General features: G+C 72.0%; 13 protein-coding genes. 2 read left to right on the top strand and 11 right to left on the bottom strand.

What is annotated here, in order from left to right:
• Positions 1 to 67 precede the first annotated feature (67 nt).
• The 11 genes from pgi to JK356_RS20785 form a co-directional block, all read right to left on the bottom strand.
• On the bottom strand, positions 68 to 1,720 hold the full coding sequence (gene pgi / locus JK356_RS20835) for a glucose-6-phosphate isomerase (protein WP_201870230.1): 1,653 nt from the start codon (positions 1,718 to 1,720) through the stop codon (positions 68 to 70).
• A 122-nt stretch (positions 1,721 to 1,842) separates the two neighbouring features.
• Entirely contained in the window at positions 1,843 to 2,178 is a 336-nt protein-coding gene (locus JK356_RS20830; protein WP_201870229.1) for an RNA polymerase-binding protein RbpA, read from the bottom strand.
• 125 nt (positions 2,179 to 2,303) lie between these two features.
• On the bottom strand, positions 2,304 to 2,531 hold the full coding sequence (gene secG / locus JK356_RS20825; RefSeq protein ID WP_201870258.1) for a preprotein translocase subunit SecG: 228 nt from the start codon (positions 2,529 to 2,531) through the stop codon (positions 2,304 to 2,306).
• 93 nt (positions 2,532 to 2,624) lie between these two features.
• A complete protein-coding gene (gene tpiA / locus JK356_RS20820; RefSeq protein WP_201870228.1) occupies positions 2,625 to 3,401 on the bottom strand; it encodes a triose-phosphate isomerase in 777 nt (258 codons plus the stop codon).
• A 3-nt stretch (positions 3,402 to 3,404) separates the two neighbouring features.
• Positions 3,405 to 4,607: a phosphoglycerate kinase gene (gene pgk / locus JK356_RS20815; RefSeq protein WP_201870227.1), complete on the bottom strand. Its 1,203-nt coding sequence runs from the start codon at positions 4,605 to 4,607 to the stop codon at positions 3,405 to 3,407.
• A gap of 129 nt (positions 4,608 to 4,736) precedes the next feature.
• Positions 4,737 to 5,741 (bottom strand): type I glyceraldehyde-3-phosphate dehydrogenase, encoded by a 1,005-nt coding sequence (gene gap / locus JK356_RS20810; RefSeq protein WP_201870226.1) that lies wholly within the window; start codon positions 5,739 to 5,741, stop codon positions 4,737 to 4,739.
• A gap of 155 nt (positions 5,742 to 5,896) precedes the next feature.
• Positions 5,897 to 6,874, bottom strand: a complete 978-nt coding sequence (gene whiA / locus JK356_RS20805; RefSeq protein WP_201870225.1) for a DNA-binding protein WhiA — start codon at positions 6,872 to 6,874, stop codon at positions 5,897 to 5,899.
• On the bottom strand, positions 6,865 to 7,941 hold the full coding sequence (gene yvcK, locus JK356_RS20800; RefSeq protein ID WP_201870224.1) for a uridine diphosphate-N-acetylglucosamine-binding protein YvcK: 1,077 nt from the start codon (positions 7,939 to 7,941) through the stop codon (positions 6,865 to 6,867). The genes whiA and yvcK overlap by 10 nt, the downstream gene beginning before the upstream one ends.
• Before the next feature lie 2 nt (positions 7,942 to 7,943).
• Positions 7,944 to 8,846: an RNase adapter RapZ gene (rapZ, locus tag JK356_RS20795; protein WP_201870223.1), complete on the bottom strand. Its 903-nt coding sequence runs from the start codon at positions 8,844 to 8,846 to the stop codon at positions 7,944 to 7,946.
• Positions 8,847 to 8,887: 41 nt separating this feature from the next.
• Entirely contained in the window at positions 8,888 to 10,885 is a 1,998-nt protein-coding gene (uvrC, locus tag JK356_RS20790; RefSeq protein WP_201870222.1) for an excinuclease ABC subunit UvrC, read from the bottom strand.
• Between the two features lie 34 nt (positions 10,886 to 10,919).
• Positions 10,920 to 11,576: an MBL fold metallo-hydrolase gene (locus tag JK356_RS20785; RefSeq protein ID WP_201870221.1), complete on the bottom strand. Its 657-nt coding sequence runs from the start codon at positions 11,574 to 11,576 to the stop codon at positions 10,920 to 10,922.
• 399 nt (positions 11,577 to 11,975) lie between these two features.
• On the opposite strand from JK356_RS20785, the gene uvrA reads away from it, so the two are divergent.
• Together uvrA and JK356_RS20775 are read left to right on the top strand one after the other, a co-directional pair.
• Entirely contained in the window at positions 11,976 to 14,822 is a 2,847-nt protein-coding gene (gene uvrA, locus JK356_RS20780) for an excinuclease ABC subunit UvrA (RefSeq protein ID WP_201870220.1), read from the top strand.
• Between the two features lie 122 nt (positions 14,823 to 14,944).
• Positions 14,945 to 18,418 carry a phosphodiester glycosidase family protein gene (locus tag JK356_RS20775; RefSeq protein ID WP_307815814.1) on the top strand — a complete coding sequence of 1,158 codons (3,474 nt, stop codon included), beginning with the start codon at positions 14,945 to 14,947 and terminating at the stop codon, positions 18,416 to 18,418.
• The last annotated feature ends 29 nt before the right edge of the window (positions 18,419 to 18,447 follow it).

The following is an 18,447-nucleotide window of genomic DNA, read 5'->3' as shown; positions in this document are numbered from 1 at the left end:
GCGGGCACGCATGTCAGCCGGGTGCAGCCGGCACCGCTGGCCGGGACGCCGGGCCGTGCCGCCCGCGTCAGCGGCCGCGCAGCTCGCGGTAGCGGCCGACCAGCGCCGCCGTGGAGGGGTCGAGGCCCTCCGCCGTGCCATCGCCGGTCAGGGCGGGCTCGACCCGCTTGGCCAGCACCTTCCCCAGCTCGACACCCCACTGGTCGAAGGAGTCGATGTCCCAGATCGCGCCCTGGACGAACACCTTGTGCTCGTAGAGCGCGACGAGCTGCCCGAGCACGGACGGCGTCAGCTGGCGGGCGAGGATGGTCGTGGTGGGGCGGTTCCCCGGGAACGTCCGGTGCGTGACCAGCTCCTCGGCGACGCCCTCGGCACGCACCTCCTCGGCCGTCTTGCCGAAGGCCAGCGCCTGGCCCTGGGCGAACAGGTTGGCCATGAGCGCGTCGTGCTGCTCCTTCAGGTCCTGCGGCAGCTCGTCCACGGGCCGGGCGAAGCCGATCAGGTCGGCGGGCACCAGCGTCGTGCCCTGGTGCAGCAGCTGGAAGTAGGCGTGCTGGCCGTTGGTCCCGGGCGTACCCCAGACGACGGGGCCCGTGCTCCAGCTGACGGGCTGGCCCTGCCGGTCCACGTACTTGCCGTTGGACTCCATGTCGAGCTGCTGGAGGTAGGCCGTGAACTTCGACAGGTAGTGGCTGTACGGCAGCACGGCATGGGACTGCGTGCCGTGGAACGCGCCGTACCAGACGCCCAGCAGGCCCAGCAGCACGGGGGCGTTGGCCTCCAGGGGCGCGGTGCGGAAGTGCTCGTCGACGGTGCGGAAGCCGTCGAGCATCTCCCTGAACCGCTCCGGGCCGATCGCGATCATCAGCGACAGGCCGATCGCCGAGTCGTAGGAGTAGCGGCCGCCGACCCAGTCCCAGAACTCGAACATGTTGGCCGTGTCGATGCCGAACTCCGCGACCTTCCCGGCGTTGGTGGAGACCGCGACGAAGTGCCGCGCCACGGCCGCCTCGTCACCGCCGAGACCGGCGAGCAGCCAGCGCCGCGCCGAGGTGGCGTTGGTGATGGTCTCCACGGTGGTGAACGTCTTGGAGGCGACGATGAACAGCGTCTCGGCCGGGTCGAGGTCGCGCAGGGCCTCGTGCAGGTCGGAGCCGTCCACGTTCGACACGAAGCGGAAGTCCAGCTCCCGCGCGGTGTACGGGCGCAGCGCCTCGTACGCCATGGCCGGGCCCAGGTCGGAGCCGCCGATGCCGATGTTGACGACGGTGCGGATCCGCGCGCCGGTGTGTCCGCGCCACTCGCCGGAGCGGACCCGCGCCGCGAAGCCGGCCATCCGCCCGAGCACCTCGTGGACGGCGGGGACGACGTTCTCCCCGTCCACCTCGATGACGGCGTCCTTGGGGGCCCGCAGCGCGGTGTGGAGCACGGCCCGGCGCTCCGTCACGTTGATCTTCTCGCCCCGGAACATGGCGTCCCGCAGCTCGGTGACCCGCGCCGCCACGGCCAGCTCACGCAGCAGCCGCAGCGTCTCGTCGGTCACCAGGTGCTTGGAGTAGTCGATGTACAGGTCACCGACGGTCACTCCGTAGCGCTCGGCCCGGCCCGGGTCCTGGTCGAACAGGTCCCGCAGCCGCACCTCCCCCACCCGCTCGCGGTGGGTGGCCAGGGCTTCCCACTCCGGCATCCGGTCCAGCCTGGCACGCTGTGCTGCGCTCATTCTTCCCGTCCAGCCTTCGCTCGCTTCTCGCCTGCGTCAACGCCAAAGCTAGTCGATCAGCCGGGAAGGTGAGGCAGCGGCTCGGCCGGATCACGCGCCCGCCGCCGTCGGATGACGGGGCGTCAGATCTCGCCGCGGAGCTTGGCCAGCGCCTCGGCCAGAATGGCCTCGCCGTCGGCGTCGCTGCGGCGCTCGCGGACGTAGGCCAGGTGTGTCTTGTAGGGCTCCGTGCGGGGTGGGTCAGGCGGGTTGTCACGGTCGGTCCCGGCCGGAAAACCGCACCGCGGGCAGTCCCAGGTGTCAGGGATCTGTGCGTCGCTGGCGAAGCTCGGTCGTGTCTCGTGCCCGTTCGCACACCAGAAGGACACCCTCAGTCGAGGCGCGGACTCGCCCCGCTCGGCCTCCCCCATGGGCCCCGCCCCGACCCGGCTGCCCCGGATCGCGTTGCCACCTGCCACGGTCGTAACTCCCTGCCTCACGTGCTGCGTGTGCTGCGACGTCGCCTCAGTCTATGCAAGGCTCAACGCACGTCCAGTGCTTCGAGTTACTGACTTACGCCTCCCGGCCAGGGCCGTACGCGCGGCTAATCGATCAGCAGCCCGAGGGCCACGATGATGCCGAACCAGATGAGGGCCACGACAACCGTGATGCGGTTGAGGTTGCGCTCGGCGACCGAGGATCCGCCCACCGAGGACTGCATGCCGCCGCCGAACATGTCGGACAGACCACCGCCCTTGCCCTTGTGCATCAGCACCAGGAGCCCCAGCAGTGCGCTGAAAATGATCAGGGCGATCTGGAAGACGAGCTCCACAGCAGGAACCAACTCTCTTCGGTAGACGAACGGACAAAAGGGCCGGGGGCCGGAAGAGCCCGGCCCCCGACAGGCTACCGCTGGTCGCGGCGTTTACTGCTCCCGGTACCGGACGATCTTGACGAACTCATCGGCGTCGAGCGAGGCACCGCCGACCAGGGCGCCGTCTACGTCGGGCTGGGCCATGATCGCGGCGACGTTCGACCCCTTGACGGAGCCGCCGTACTGGATGCGCACGGCGTCCGCCACGTCCTGGTCGTACAGCTCGGCGAGCCGGGCGCGCAGGGCGGCACACACCTCCTGGGCGTCCTCGGGAGTGGCCACCTCGCCGGTGCCGATCGCCCAGACCGGCTCGTAGGCGATGACCAGGGTTGCCGCCTGCTCGGCGGGGACCTCGCGCAGCGCGCCGTCAAGCTGGGCCAGCGTGTGCGGCACGTGCTCGCCGGCCTTGCGGACCTCCAGCGGCTCGCCAACGCACAGGATCGGCGTCAGGCCGTGCCGGAAGGCGGCCCGCACCTTGGCGTTGCAGGTCTCGTCGTTCTCACCGTGGTACTGGCGGCGCTCGGAGTGGCCGACGACGGCGAAGGAGCAGTTCAGCTTGGCCAGCATCGGGCCCGCGATCTCACCGGTGTAGGCGCCCGAGTCGTGCGCCGAGATGTCCTGCGCGCCGTACTTGATCTTCAGCTTGTCGCCGTCGACCAGGGTCTGCACGGACCGCAGGTCGGTGAAGGGCGGCAGGACGGCGACCTCGACCGCCTCGAAGTCCTTGTCCGACAGCGCGAACGCCAGCTTCTGGACGTGGGCGATGGCCTCGAGGTGGTTGAGGTTCATCTTCCAGTTGCCGGCCATGAGCGGCTTGCGTGATGCCATGCGTCAGTCCTCCAGCGCCTTCAGGCCGGGCAGCGTCTTGCCCTCCAGGTACTCCAGGCTCGCCCCGCCACCGGTCGAAATATGGCCGAAAGCTTGCTCGTCGAAGCCCAGGATCCGGACGGCCGCGGCCGAGTCGCCGCCGCCGACGACCGTGAAGCCGTCGCTCGCGGCCAGGGCCTGGGCCACCGCGCGGGTGCCCACGGCGAAGTCCGGGTGCTCGAAGACGCCCATCGGGCCGTTCCAGAAGACGGTGGCGGCGTCAGCGAGCCGGGAGGCGTACAGCTCACGGGTCCGCGGGCCGATGTCCAGGCCCTGGAGCCCGGCGGGGATGGCGTCGGCGGCCACGGTCTCGGGGTTGACCGGCGCCTTGGCGGCCAGGTCCGGGAAGTCCTTGGCGGCCAGCACGTCCACGGGCAGCACGAACTCGACGCCGCGCTCCTCGGCCCGCCGCAGGTAGTCCCGCACGGCCGGGATCTGGTCCTCCTGGAGCAGCGAGTCGCCGACCTGGTGGCCCTGGGCCGCCAGGAACGTGTACGCCATGCCGCCGCCGACGAGGATGCGGTCGGCGCGCTCCAGCAGGTGGCCGATGACGCCCAGCTTGTCGGAGACCTTCGCGCCGCCGAGGACGACAGCGTAGGGGCGGCTGACGTCCTCGGTCAGCTTCTTCAGCACGCCGACCTCGGTGGCGATCAGCCCGCCGGCGGCGTGCGGCAGCCGGGCGGGGAGGTCGTAGACCGAGGCGTGCTTGCGGTGCACGGCCCCGAAGCCGTCGCCGACGTACAGGTCGGCCAGCTCCGCGAGCTGGCCGGCGAACGCGCCGCGCTCGGCGTCGTCCTTGCTGGTCTCACCAGGCGAGAAGCGCAGGTTCTCCAGGAGCGCCACCTGGCCGTCGGCCAGGCCGGCGACAGTGGAGCGGGCGCTCTCCCCCACGGTGTCACTGGCGAACGCCACGGAGGCACCGAGCAGTTCGCCGAGCCGCTGCGCGACGGGCGCGAGGGAGAAGGCCGGGTCGGGGGCGCCCTTGGGGCGGCCGAGGTGCGAGGCCACGACCACCTTGGCGCCGGCCTGGGCGAGCCGGGAGATGGTCGGCACGGCGGCGCGGATGCGGCCGTCGTCGGTGATCGTCCCGCCTTCCAGCGGGACGTTCAGGTCGGCGCGGACGAAGACCCGCCGCCCCGCGACCTGAAGGTCGTCAATCGTCTTCATGCTGTCCTCACGACTTCGTCGAGTCGGGTTGAGTCCGGTCGGTTGCGTCCTGGGGCCGTCACGGCAAGGGCTCGCCGGGCGCGCGGTCACGCGCCCTGCGAGCCCTTCGTCTCACGGCGGCAGTGAGGATCAGAGCCGCTCGCCGACGTACACGGTGAGATCGGCGAGGCGGTTGGAGTAGCCCCACTCGTTGTCGTACCAGCCGACGATCTTCACCTGGTTGCCCTGCGCCATGGTCAGCTGCGAGTCGAACGTGCAGGAGGCCGGCCAGTTCACGATGTCGGACGAGACCAGCGCGTCCTCGGTGTACTCCAGGATGCCCTTCAGCTGAGTGTCCGCAGCCTGGCGGAAGGCGGCGTTCACCTCGTCCTTGGTGACCTCGCGGCTGACCTCGACCACCAGGTCGGTGACCGAGCCGGTCGGGACCGGCACGCGCATCGCGATGCCGTCCAGCTTGCCCTTGAGCTGCGGCAGCACCAGGGCGGTGGCCTTGGCGGCGCCGGTGGTGGTCGGGATGATGTTGACCGCCGCGGCGCGGGCCCGGCGCAGGTCCTTGTGCGGGAAGTCAAGGATGCGCTGGTCGTTCGTGTACGCGTGGACGGTCGTCATCATGCCCTTGACGATGCCGAAGTTCTCGTCGAGAACCTTCGCCATCGGCGCCACGCAGTTGGTGGTGCAGGAGGCGTTGGAGATGACGTGGTGGCTGGCCGGGTCGTACGCGTCCTGGTTCACGCCCATGACGACCGTGAGGTCCTCGTTCTTCGCGGGCGCGGAGATCAGCACCTTCTTGGCCCCGGCGGCGAGGTGCTTGGCGGCGTCGTCACGCTTGGTGAAGATGCCGGTGGACTCCACCACGATGTCGGCGCCCAGCTCGCCCCACGGCAGGTTGGCCGGGTCCCGCTCGGCCATCGTCCGGAACGTCTGGTTGCCGACGGTGATGGTGTCGTCGGTGTGGCTGACCTCCTGCTGCAGGCGGCCGAGGATGCTGTCGTACTTCAGCAGGTGCACCAGCGTCGCGTTGTCGGTCAGGTCGTTGACACCGACGATCTGGACATCTGCCCCCTGCTCAAGGAGCGCGCGGAAGTAGTTGCGACCGATACGGCCGAAGCCGTTGATGCCTACGCGGATCGTCACGAACCGATCTCCTCGTGTGTACGCCGGTGAGGGGGCACCGGCGATGCCGTATTGGGATCTCCCCGACCATCTCCGACCCTACCGCGCCCCGGTCTCCGGGGTGACATCGGCCGGGCCGGGGTCACCCCCGGGAACCGGGCCGGGGCGGGGGCGCCCTAGCCGACCATCTCCTCGGTGAGATTCGCCTCGGTGCCGGGGATGCCGAGGTCCTGCGCGCGCTTGTCGGCCATGGCCAGCAGGCGGCGGATGCGGCCCGCCACGGCGTCCTTGGTCAGCGGCGGCTCGGCCAGCGCGCCCAGCTCCTCCAGCGAGGCCTGCTTGTGCTCCATGCGCAGCCGGCCAGCGGCGGCGAGGTGGTCGGGCACGTCCTCGCCGAGGATCTCCAGGGCCCGCTGCACCCGGGCACCCGCGGCCACGGCCGCCCGGGCGGACCGGCGGAGGTTCGCGTCGTCGAAGTTGGCCAGGCGGTTGGCCGTCGCCTTCACCTCGCGCCGCATGCGGCGCTCCTCCCAGGCGAGCACCGACTCGTGCGCACCCAGCCGCGTCAGCAGCGCGCCGATGGCGTCGCCGTCACGGACGACGACGCGGTCCACGCTGCGCACCTCGCGCGCCTTCGCCTGGATCTGCAGGCGGCGGGCGGCGCCGACCAGCGCCAGCGCGGCCTCGGGTCCGGGGCAGGTGACCTCCAGCGAGGAGGACCGGCCCGGCTCGGTCAGCGAGCCGTGAGCGAGGAAGGCGCCGCGCCAGGCGGCCTCGGCATCGCAGGTGGCGCCGGAGACCACCTGGGGCGGCAGGCCGCGGATCGGGCGGCCCCTGCCGTCGACGAGCCCGGTCTGGCGGGCCAGCTGGTCACCGCCTGCGACGACGCGCACCACGTAGCGGCTCCCCCGGCGCAGGCCGCCGGGCGCCATGACGACCAGGTCGGAGGTGTGCCCGAAGATTTCCAGGATGTCCCGGCGCAGCCGCCGGGCGGCGATGCCCGTGTCCAGCTCGGCCTCGATCACGATGCGCCCGCTGACGAGGTGCAGGCCACCGGCGAAGCGGAGAATCGACGACACCTCCGATTTCCGGCAGCAGGTGCGGGTGACGGGGAGCCGCGCGATCTCGTCCTTCACCGCAGCCGTCATCGCCATGGGCCGATCCTTCCATGCATTCGGAAAATACGGTCGTACGCGGCGGCCAGCAGCTCCGGATCGTGCCGGGGTGTGCCGCCGCCCTCGGTGGAGTCTCCGGCCGCGGCCACCGGCGCCAGCTCGACCCGCGCCCCCAGCCGTTCGGCGGCCTGGCACAGCATGTCGGCGTCCGGCACAGCGGCCCGGTCTGCCAGCACCACGTCGAAGGCGAGTTTAGGGGCGTGTTGTCCCAAAACCTCCACATGACGCTGCGGCGAGAACCCGTCAGTTTCCCCCGGCTGGGGCGCGAGGTTCAGGGACAGGACCTTGCGCGCCCGGGTGCGGGTGAGAGCGTCGAGGAGCTCCGGCACCAGCAGGTGCGGGATCACCGAGGAGAACCACGAGCCGGGACCGAGGACGACCCAGTCGGCGTCCAGCACCGCCTCGACCGCCTCGGGCACAGCGGGCGGGTCCTTCGGCACCAGCACGACCTCGCGGACCTCGCCGGGGGTCAGCGCGACTGCCGCCTGGCCGCGGACCGTCGTCAGCTCCTCGGGCCGCTCCGGGTCCAGGCCGCTGACCACGGCCTCCAGGGCCAGCGGCACGGCCGACATGGGCAGCACCCGGCCGTGCGCGCCGAGCAGCTTGCCCACCAGGTCCAGGGCCTTGACGTGGTCGCCCAGCTGCTCCCAGAGCGCGACGATCAGCAGGTTGCCCACGGCATGATCATGGAGCGCGCCGCCGCTGCTGAAACGATGCTGCACGACGCGCGACCACGTGCGGCCCCACTCGTCGTCGCCGCACAGCGCCGCCAGCGCCTTGCGCAGGTCACCCGGGGGCAGCACGCCGAGCTCCTCGCGGAGCCGGCCGCTGGACCCGCCGTCGTCAGCGACGGTGACGACGGCGGTCAGATCGCCCGTGATCCGCCGCAGGGCGGTGAGGGAGGCGGACAGCCCCGTGCCGCCGCCGAGCGCGACGACCTTGGGCTGGGCGCGCCGCCGGCCGCGCAGCGGGCGGATCGTGCGCCACCCCCGCCGCGGCGCGGGGCCGGGCCGTCCCGGCTGTGATCGCAGGCCCTTGCCCGGCATGTCTATTCGCGCCCCATGTCCCGGTGGACGACGACGGTCTCGACGCCGTCGGCGGCCAGCCGCCGCGCGAGCCGCTCCGACATGGCGACGCTGCGGTGCTTGCCGCCGGTGCAGCCCACGGCGATGGTCACGTACCGCTTGCCCTCGCGCCGGTAGCCGTCGGCGACGAGCCGCAGCAGCTCCGCATAGCGGTCGAGGAACTCCTTGGCCCCCGGCTGGTTGAACACGTACCCCGCGACCTCCTCGCTGGTGCCCGTGTACGGGCGCAGCTCGGGCACCCAGTGCGGATTGGGCAGGAAGCGGCAGTCCACCACGTGGTCCGCGTCCACCGGCAGGCCGTACTTGTAGCCGAAGGACATCACCGTGGCACGCAGCTCCGGCTCGTCCGCGCCCGTGAACTGCGCGTCCATCTTGGCGCGCAGCTCGTGCACGTTGAGGTTGGAGGTGTCGATCACCAGGTCGGCGTCGCCGCGCAGCTCCCGGAGCAGGTCGCGCTCGGCCGCGATGCCGTCGACGATCCGGCCGTCGCCCTGGAGCGGGTGCGGGCGGCGGACCGACTCGAACCGCTGGACCAGCGCGTTGTCCGAGGCCTCGAGGAAGACGATGCGGCGCGTGACCCCCTTGGCGTCGAGGTCGGTCAGCGACTCCCGCAGCGAGTCGAAGAAGCTGCGGCCGCGGACATCGACGACGACGGCGATGCGGGCGACGTTGCCCTGGGAGCGGGCGCCGAGGTCGACCATGGTGGGGATGAGGGCGGGCGGGAGGTTGTCGACGACGAACCAGCCGAGATCCTCCAGGCACTTCGCGGCGGTGGAGCGCCCGGCACCGGACATGCCGGAGATGATCACCAGCTCCGGCATGGCCATGGCCTCGTCGGCCGCCGCGTCTGAGGTCGGTTCGTTCATGTGGCCGTCCCCCGTGTGTCGAGTGTGTGAAGGTGTCCGTGTCAGTCTTCGATGATCTCTCCGGTCGCGGTGTTGACCGCGGGCGCCGGGGACTGGCTGCCGGCGAGGGAGGCGGCGACGGCCTCGGCCGTCTTGCGGCCGATGCCCGGCACCTCGCTGATCTCCTCGACGGTGGCCGCCTTCAGGCGCTTCACCGAGCCGAAGTGCTTGAGCAGTGCTTTCTTGCGGGTCTCCCCGAGGCCGGGCACGGCGTCGAGGGGACCCTTCCTTATCGCCCGTGACCGCTTGCTGCGCTGGTAGCGGATGGCGAAGCGGTGCGCCTCGTCCCGCACCCGCTGGAGCAGGTACAGCCCCTCGCTGGTGCGGGGAAGGATGACGGGGTCGTCCTCGCCCGGCAGCCAGACCTCCTCGAGCCGCTTGGCCAGGCCGCAGACGGCGACATCGTCTATGCCCAGCTCGTCCATGGCACGGCGGGCGGCGGCCACCTGAGGCTGGCCGCCGTCCACGACCACCAGCTGCGGCGGATAGGCGAACCTCCTGGGGCGGCCGTCGTCCTCCGGGCCAGACGCGCCGGCTGCGGTCCGCGGTTCCCCGTCCGGCTCCTGCCCGGCGCCGTCCCCGGCCCAGGTGCCGGTCTTCTCCTGCTCCCGCAGGTAGCGGCGGAAACGGCGGGTGATCACCTCGTGCATGGCGCGGACGTCGTCCTGGCCGGCGAAGCCCTTGATCTGGAACCGCCGGTACTCGCTCTTGCGGGCGAGGCCGTCTTCGAAGACCACCATGGAGGCGACCACGTCGTCGCCCTGGAAGTGCGAGACGTCGAAGCACTCGATGCGCAGGGGGGCAGAGTCCAGGGCGAGCGCCTCGGCGATCTCCTCCAGGGCACGGGAGCGCGTCGTCAGGTCGGAGGCGCGTTTCGTCTTGTGCAGCGCGAGCGCCTGCTGGGCGTTGCGCGCGACCGTCTCCATCAGGTCCCGCTTGTCGCCGCGGCGGGGCACGCGCAGGCTGACGCGGGAGCCGCGGCGCTGGCTGAGCCAGTCGGCCAGCGGCTCGGCGGGCTCGGGCAGGGCGGGGACGAGGACCTCGCGGGGCACGCCCTCGCCGCTCTCGTCGCCGTAGAGCTGCTGGAGCGCGTGGCCGACGAGCCCGGGCGTGCTGACGTTCTCTACCTTGTCGGTGACCCAGCCGCGCTGCCCGCGGACCCGGCCGCCGCGCACGTGGAAGATCTGGACGGCGGCCTCGAGCTCGTCCTCAGCCAGGGCGATGACGTCGGCGTCGGTGGCGTCGGCGAGCACCACCGCGTTCTTCTCCATGGCGCGCTTGAGCGCCTCGATGTCGTCGCGCAGCCGGCCGGCCCGCTCGTATTCCAGGCGCTCGGCTGCCTGGTGCATCTCCGCTTCCAGGCGGCGCAGGTAGGTGCCGGTGCGGCCCGCCATGAAGTCGCAGAACTCCTCGGCGAGGCGGCGGTGTTCCTCCGGAGTGACGCGGCCGGTGCAGGGCGCGGAGCACTTGTTGATGTAGCCGAGCAGGCAGGGGCGGCCGACGGCGCGGGCGCGCTTGAAGACGCCGGCCGAGCAGGTGCGGATGGGGAAGACCCGCAGCAGCAGGTCGACCGTCTCGCGGATGGCCCAGGCGTGGGCGTAGGGGCCGAAGTACCGCACGCCCTTCTTCTTGGGGCCGCGCATCACCTGGGCGCGGGGGATCTCCTCGTTCATCGTGACCGCGAGCGAGGGGTAGCTCTTGTCGTCGCGGTACTTGACGTTGAACCGCGGGCTGTACTCCTTGATCCAGGAGTACTCCAGCTGGAGCGCCTCGACCTCCGTGGACACCACGGTCCACTCGACGGAGGCCGCCGTGGTGACCATGGTCGCCGTCCTGGGGTGGAGCCCGGAGAGGTCCTGGAAGTAGGAGGACAGGCGCTGGCGCAGGCTCTTGGCCTTCCCGACATAGATCACCCTGCGGTGCGCGTCGCGGAAGCGGTAGACGCCCGGCGAGTCGGGGATCTCGCCCGGCTTGGGGCGGTAGGAGGAGGGATCGGCCATGGTCGCCACCCTACTGCCGGGCCCGGACACCGCGTTACCAGCCGCGTTCGCGCCACTCTTCCAGGTGGGGGCGCTCCGCGCCGAGGGTCGTGTCGTCGCCGTGGCCCGGGTAGACCCAGGTTTCGTCGGGCAGTTCGCCGAAGAGCTTGGTCTCGACGCCGTGCAGCAGGCTGGCGAACGCGCGGGCGTCGCCGCGGGTGTTGCCGACGCCGCCCGGGAAGAGGCAGTCGCCGGTGAAGATGTGGGGGTGGCCGTCGGGGTCGTCGTAGACGAGCACGATGGACCCGGGGGTGTGACCGGTCAGGTGGCGGGCGGTGAAACGGCAGTCGCCGATGGTGAGCGTGTCGCGGTCGTCCAGCAGGACGTCGGTGGGCACGGGGATGCCCTCGGCGTCGAGGCGTCCGGCATAGGTGCGGGCGCCGGTGGCGCGGACGACGGGCGCCAGGGCCTGCCAGTGGTCGGGGTGGCGGTGGGTGGTGAGGACGGCGGTGATGCCGTCGTCACCGATGAGGCGGAGCAGCGTGCCGGGCTCGTCGGCGGCGTCGATGAGCAGCTGCTCGCCGGTCTGGCGGCAGCGCAGCAGGTAGGCGTTGTTCTCCATGGGGCCGACGGCGACCTTGGAGATGATCAGCCGCGTCAGTTCGTGGACGTCCGCCGGGCCGCCCACGGTCACCTTTCCGCTGTAGGACATGTCGCTCAGTGTTCCAGAGCGGAGCGGGGCGGGGCGGCAGCGGGGGGCCGCGTGCCCGGCGGCCGGACAGCGCGGGCACCGGGGCAGAGGCGGTGGCACCATGGCGCGGGGAGGCCGTGGCGCGGCAGCGCACGAGGCCACCGCCGCTGCCCGGGCCCGGGCAGTCCGGGGAGTCCGCCGCGGGGGCGGTGCGTGCGGGCACGCGGTACCTGCCTCACTCCTTTGAGTGAAACCACTGAACGGAAGAGGCATCCGGCCGATAATCGAACGTGCGTGCTATAGGCTGACTCCTCGCAGCCACCGCACGCGGGACCGGTTGTCAGTCGCCGCCCCTACCCTTGACAGGGGTCTTCCGCGTGCCGCGGTTCCCCCAGACAGACAGGAAAGGTGTCATCCGGCGTGGCCGACCGACTCGTCATCCGTGGAGCTCGCGAGCACAACCTGAAGAACGTCTCGCTGGACCTCCCCCGCGACTCGCTGATCGTCTTCACGGGCCTGTCGGGGTCGGGCAAGTCCTCCCTCGCCTTCGACACGATCTTCGCCGAGGGCCAGCGCCGCTACGTGGAGTCGCTCTCCGCATACGCCCGGCAGTTCCTGGGGCAGATGGACAAGCCGGACGTCGATTTCATCGAGGGCCTCTCCCCCGCGGTGTCGATCGACCAGAAGTCCACCTCCCGCAACCCCCGCTCCACGGTCGGCACCATCACGGAGGTCTATGACTACCTCCGGCTGCTCTTCGCGCGCATCGGCAAGCCGCACTGCCCCGAGTGCGGGCGGCCGATCGCCCGGCAGTCGCCGCAGGCGATCGTGGACAAGGTGCTCGGCCTGGAGGAGGGCAGCCGCTTCCAGGTGCTGTCCCCGCTGGTGCGCGAACGCAAGGGCGAGTACGCCGACCTCTTCGCCGACCTCCAGGCCAAGGGGTACAGCCGGGCCCGGGTGGACGGCACGACGGTGCAGCTGTCGGATCCGCCGAAGCTGAAGAAGCAGGAGAAGCACACCATCGAGGTGGTGGTGGACCGGCTGACGGTGAAGGAGAGCGCCAAGCGGCGGCTGACGGACTCAGTCGAGACGGCGCTCGGGCTGTCGGGCGGCATGGTCATCCTCGACTTCGTCGACCTGCCGCCAGACGACCCGCAGCGGGAGCGGATGTTCTCCGAGCATCTGTACTGCCCGTACGACGACCTGTCGTTCGAGGAGCTGGAGCCGCGGACGTTCTCGTTCAACTCCCCCTTCGGCGCGTGCCCGGAGTGCACCGGCATCGGCACGCGGATGGAGGTGGACCCGGAGCTGATCGTCCCCGACCCGGAGAAGACGCTGGAGGAAGGGGCCATCCACCCCTGGTCCCACGGACACACCAGGGGCTACTTCGGCCTGCTGATCGGCGCTCTCGCGGAAGCGCTGAACTTCCGCACCGACGTCCCGTGGCAAGGGCTGCCGCAGCGCGCCAAGAAGGCCCTGCTGTACGGCCACAAGACCCGGATCGATGTCCGCTACGAGAACCGCCACGGGCAGGAGCGGGCGTTCACCACCACCTTCGAGGGCGCGGTGCCGTACATCCGCCGCCGGCACGCGGAAGCCGAGTCGGACTCCTCCCGCGAGCGCTTCGAGGGCTACATGCGCCAGGCCCCCTGCCCCGCCTGCCACGGCACGCGCCTGAAGCCGCTGGTGCTGGCAGTGACGGTGCAGGGGAAGTCGATCGCCGAGGTCGCCAGCATGTCGATCAGCGAGTGCGCCGAGTTCCTGGGCGGCATGAAGCTGACCGCGCGCGAGAAGAAGATCGCCGAGCGCGTCCTGAAGGAGGTCAACGAGCGGCTCCGCTTCCTGGTGGACGTCGGCCTGGACTACCTCTCGCTGGACCGGGCGGCGGCCACCCTCTCGGGCGGCGAGGCGCAGCGGATCCGGCTGGCGACGCAGATCGGCTCGGGCCTCGTCGGCGTGCTGTACGTGCTCGACGAGCCGTCGATCGGGCTGCACCAGCGGGACAACCACCGGCTGATCGAAACCCTGGTGCGCCTGCGGGACCTGGGCAACACCCTGATCGTCGTGGAGCACGACGAGGACACCATCAGGACCTCGGACTGGGTGGTGGACATCGGCCCGGGCGCCGGGGAGCACGGCGGCAAGGTCGTGCACAGCGGTCCGCTGAAGGAGCTGCTGGCCAACCCGGACTCGCTGACGGGCCAGTACCTCTCGGGCGAGAAGTCGATCCCGGTGCCCGCGATGCGGCGGCCGACCGACCCCAGGCGCCGCCTGACGGTGCACGGCGCCCGCGCCAACAACCTGCGCAACATCGACGTGAGTTTCCCGCTCGGCGTGCTCACCGCGGTGACCGGCGTCTCGGGCTCCGGTAAGTCGACACTGGTCAACGACATCCTCTACACGCACCTGGCCCGCGAGCTGAACGGCGCGAAGACCGTGCCCGGCCGGCACACCCGCGTCACCGGCGACGACCAGGTGGACAAGGTGGTGCACGTCGACCAGTCGCCGATCGGGCGTACCCCGCGCTCCAATCCGGCGACGTACACGGGTGTCTTCGACCACATCCGCCGGCTGTTCGCGGAGACGACCGAGGCGAAGGTGCGCGGGTACCAGCCGGGCCGCTTCTCCTTCAACGTCAAGGGCGGCCGCTGCGAGAACTGCTCCGGCGACGGCACCATCAAGATCGAGATGAATTTCCTGCCGGACGTGTACGTCCCCTGCGAGGTCTGCCACGGCGCCCGGTACAACCGGGAGACGCTGGAGGTGCACTACAAGGGCAAGTCGATCGCCGAGGTGCTCGACATGCCGATCGAGGAGGCGTGCGACTTCTTCGAGGCGGTGCCCGCCATCGCGCGCCACCTGCGCACGCTCAATGACGTGGGCCTGGGGTACGTGCGGCTGGGGCAGCCAGCGCCGACGCTCTCCGGTGGCGAAGCGCAGCGCGTGAAGCTGGCCGCCGAGCTCCAGCGCCGTTCGACGGGCAACACCGTCTACGTGCTGGACGAGCCGACCACCGGCCTGCACTTCGAGGACATCCGCAAGCTGATCGCGGTGCTGTCCGGCCTGGTCGACAAGGGCAACACGGTGATCGTCATCGAGCACAACCTGGACGTCATCAAGACCGCCGACTGGGTGATCGACATGGGCCCGGAGGGCGGGCACGGCGGCGGCCTCGTGGTCGCCGAGGGCACGCCGGAGCAGGTCGCCGAGGTACCGGCGAGCCACACCGGCAAGTTCCTCCGCGACATGCTGCCGCTCGTCTCCTGACGGCAGGGGGCCGTTCGCCGGAAGTTCCCGCCGGCGCCCTGGCGCCGTCCCGGCGCGCTTGCCACGCTGGCCCCACGCGCATGACGTGCGTTCAGCGGACCAGCGTGTGCAAGGAGTTCTTAGTGGACGATCCCCTGTCAGGAAGAGCGTTCGCCGCCGCCCCGCGCCCGCGGGCGCTGGCCGCCGCGGTCACCGTGGCGGCGGTCGCGCTCGGCCTCGCGCCCGCGGCCGCCGCGGCACCCGCCCCGGCGTCCCCCGGCTCCGCCGTCAGCCCGGCCCCGGCTCCGGCGTCCGCTGTGCCGGACGGCGCTCTCGAACTGTCCCGCACCGAACGGCCGGTGGCCCCCGGGGCCCAGCTGACGACCTACGAGTCACTCGAACCGGGAGGGTGGCTCGCCGCGCAGGCCCTGACCCTGGACCTGACGAGCGATCTGGAGATCGACTACCTCGCGGGGGAAGACGTCACCGGCAGCGGTACGGTCAGTGACCTGGCAGCCGCGCACGACCCGGGCGAGGGCCGCACCACAGTCGCGGCGCTCAACGGCGACTTCTACGACATCAACGCCACCGGCGCCCCGGTCGGCTCGGGCATCTCCGGCGGCGAGCTGACGCAGTCCGCGGCCGAGGGCAGCAGCGAGGCCGTGGGCATCGGGCCCGGCGACGCCGGACGCGTCCTGGAGCTGTACTTCGACGGCACGCTCACGCTGCCAGACGGCACCCAGGCCCCGCTGGCGGCCTACAACGCCGCCCGGGTCCCCGATGACGGGGTAGGCGTCTACACCCCGCAGTGGGGCGACGCCGACCGGGCGCTGACGGTGCCGGGCGCCACCGCCGTCACCGAGGTGACGCTGGCGGACGGCGAGGTCACCGCCGTGTCGGACGAGCCCGGCGAGGGCCGCATCCCCAGCGGCTCCACGGTGCTGCTCGGCCGCGGCGAGGGGGCGGACATCCTCGGTGCCCTGACGGCGGGCGACACCGTGGACATCGCCTACGCCCCGCGCACCGGCGATGGCGGCCCGCTGCCGCGCACCGCCGTCAGCGGCCGCGGCGTGCTCGTCGAGGACGGCGAACCGGTGAACTGGGAGGGGCAGCCCAACAACGCGGCCGCCCCGCGCACCGCCGTGGGTTTCTCCCGGGACGGCCAGGAGATGTACGTCCTGACCGTGGACGGCCGCCAGGCCCGCTCGGCCGGCGTGACGCTGACCGGACTGGCCGGGATGATGGCGGACCTCGGCGCCTACTCGGCGCTTAACCTCGACGGCGGCGGCTCCACCACCCTGCTGGCCCGCGCCCCCGGCGGATCCGCGCCCGAAGTCGTCAACAGCCCCTCCGACGGCCGGGAGCGGCCCGTACCCAACGGCCTCGCCGTCACCGCGCCCGAGGGCAGCGGCCGCCTCACGGGCTTCACGGTGGCCACCGCGGCCAGCCCGGCGGCGGCGCCGACCGCGGACACGGTGCCCGGCGGCCACCCCGAACGCGTCTTCCCCGGCCTGACCCGGCAGCTGACGGCCACCGGCTACGACGAGACGTACGGCCCCGCCGAGGGAGACCCGCGCTGGTCCACCGGCAGCAGGCGCGTCGGCACGGTCTCCCAGGAGGGCGTGTTCACCGCCAGGCGCCCCGGCAGCACGGAGGTGACGGCGGCGGAAGGTGACGCGCGCGGCTCGATGGAGCTGACGGTACTCGGCGAGCTGGCGCGCGTGGAGCCCACAAAGCGGCGGGTGGGCCTGGCCGACGCCACGGACCGCGCGGCGTTCGGCCTCGTCGGCTATGACGCGGCGGGCAACTCCGCACCGATCGAGCCGTCCGACGTGGCACTCAGCTACGACACCTCCGTGATCACGGTCGAGCCCGACTCCCGCTCCGGCGGCTTCACGGTCACCGCCGCCCCGGGCCAGGTCTCGGGCGCGGCCACGGTCACCGCCACGGTCGGCGGCACCGTCACCGAGCTGGTCGTCACCATCGGCCTGCACGACGTGCTCACGGCAGACTTAGAGGACGCGGCCGACTGGTCGTTCAGCCACGCCCGCGCCGGCGGCTCGCTGGCCCCCGAGCCGGCGGGACGGCAGGGCACGGGCCTGCGCCTGACGTACGACTTCTCCCAGGACACGGCGACACGCGCCGCGTACGCCACCGCGCCGCAGGACATCCCCGTCGCCGGCCAGCCGCAGAGCTTTTCGCTGTGGATCTACGGCGACGGGCACGGCGCCTGGCCGTCCCTGGAGGTCACGGACGCGCAGGGCACGAGCCACGTGCTGCGCGGGGACTACCTCACCTGGGAGGGCTGGCGCAACGTGACCTTCGCCGTCCCCGAGGGCGTGGCCTACCCGCTGTCGGTGCACCGGTTCTACGTCGCCGAGACCCGCCCGGACCAGCAGTACGAGGGCGAGATCGTGATCGACGAGCTCACCGCGCGGACGCCGCCGGAGGCGGAGCTCCCGGCCGCCGGCGCGGACGCCGGCGCCGGCGTGATCGGCCCGGGCACGGAGGCGGCGGACCGCGACTGGCGCTTCGCCGTCGTGTCCGACGCGCAGTTCGTGGCGCGGGAGCCGGACAGCGAGACCGTCGCGCAGGCGCGGCGCACGCTCCGGGAGGCCCGGGCCTCGGACCCGGAGTTCGTCGTCATCAACGGCGACTGGGTGGACGAGGGCTCGCCCGCGGATCTCGCCTTCGCGCGACGGGTCATTGAGGAGGAGCTCGGCGACACGCCCTGGGTCTACGTCCCGGGCAACCACGAGGTAATGGGCGGGTCACTGGAGCAGTTCGAGGCCGAGTTCGGCGACGCACGGCTGGCGTTCGACCACCGCGGCATCCGCTTCCTCACCCTGGACACCTCCTCGCTGACGCTGCGCGGCGCGGGGTACGACCAGGTCGCGCAGCTGCGGGAGCAGCTCGACGACGCCGCCGCCGACCCTACCGTCGGCGCGGTGGTGGTCATCGGGCACGTGCCGCCGCGCGACACGACGGCCCACCCCGCGAGCCAGCTGACGGACCGCCGGGAGGCCATGCTGCTGGAGAGCTGGCTGGCGGACTTCCGCCGCCAGACCGGCAAGGGCGTGGTCTATCTGGGCGCCCACGTCGGCGTGTTCGACTCCTACCACCTGGAGGGCGTGCCCTACGTCATCGGCGGCAACGCGGGCAAGGCCCCGTCCGCCGCGCCCGGCGACGGCGGTTTCACCGGCTGGGCCGTGGTCGGCGTCGACCGGGTGACACCCGGCGAGCAGGCGCGGGCCCGGCGGGCACCGCACGAGGCGCTGCCGGACTGGGTGACGGTCCAGACGATGCCGCACGCGGACGGCCTGACGCTCCAGGCGCCCGCGGCGCTGCGGCGCGGCGAGACCGCCGAGGTCCAGGCCACCGTGATCCAGGGGCAGGGGCAGCAGGCCCGGGAGGTGCCCGTCGCGTTCCCCGTGAGCGCCGACTGGTCAGGCTCGCGGGACCTGTTCCTCGGCCCGGCCGAGCGCGCCACCGGGCGGCACGTCGCCGCCTTTGATCCGGCCACCGGTGAGCTGACCGGACTGCGGCCGGGAACGGTGCGGCTGACGGTCGGCGTCAGCGGCGAGCGGCAGTCGGTGTCGGTCACCGTCCGGCGGTAGCGGACGGCCCGCCCTCGCTCCCCGGCCGG

Origin of the sequence: Streptomyces sp. 7-21, from assembly GCF_016741785.1 — a bacterium.
In the GTDB taxonomy this organism is placed as follows: Bacteria; Actinomycetota; Actinomycetes; order Streptomycetales; family Streptomycetaceae; genus Streptomyces.
The sequence above is the reverse complement of the archived record's forward strand: the minus strand, read 5'-3'. Positions and strand labels throughout refer to the sequence as shown.

Coding starts and splice junctions, on each gene's coding strand:
- pgi (WP_201870230.1), bottom strand. CDS start 1,720: ATGAGCGCAGCACAGCGTGCCAGGCTGGACCGGATGCCGGAGTGGGAA.
- tpiA (WP_201870228.1), bottom strand. CDS start 3,401: ATGGCATCACGCAAGCCGCTCATGGCCGGCAACTGGAAGATGAACCTC.
- pgk (WP_201870227.1), bottom strand. CDS start 4,607: ATGAAGACGATTGACGACCTTCAGGTCGCGGGGCGGCGGGTCTTCGTC.
- whiA (WP_201870225.1), bottom strand. CDS start 6,874: ATGGCGATGACGGCTGCGGTGAAGGACGAGATCGCGCGGCTCCCCGTC.
- yvcK (WP_201870224.1), bottom strand. CDS start 7,941: ATGCCGGGCAAGGGCCTGCGATCACAGCCGGGACGGCCCGGCCCCGCG.
- rapZ (WP_201870223.1), bottom strand. CDS start 8,846: ATGAACGAACCGACCTCAGACGCGGCGGCCGACGAGGCCATGGCCATG.
- uvrC (WP_201870222.1), bottom strand. CDS start 10,885: ATGGCCGATCCCTCCTCCTACCGCCCCAAGCCGGGCGAGATCCCCGAC.
- JK356_RS20785 (WP_201870221.1), bottom strand. CDS start 11,576: ATGTCCTACAGCGGAAAGGTGACCGTGGGCGGCCCGGCGGACGTCCAC.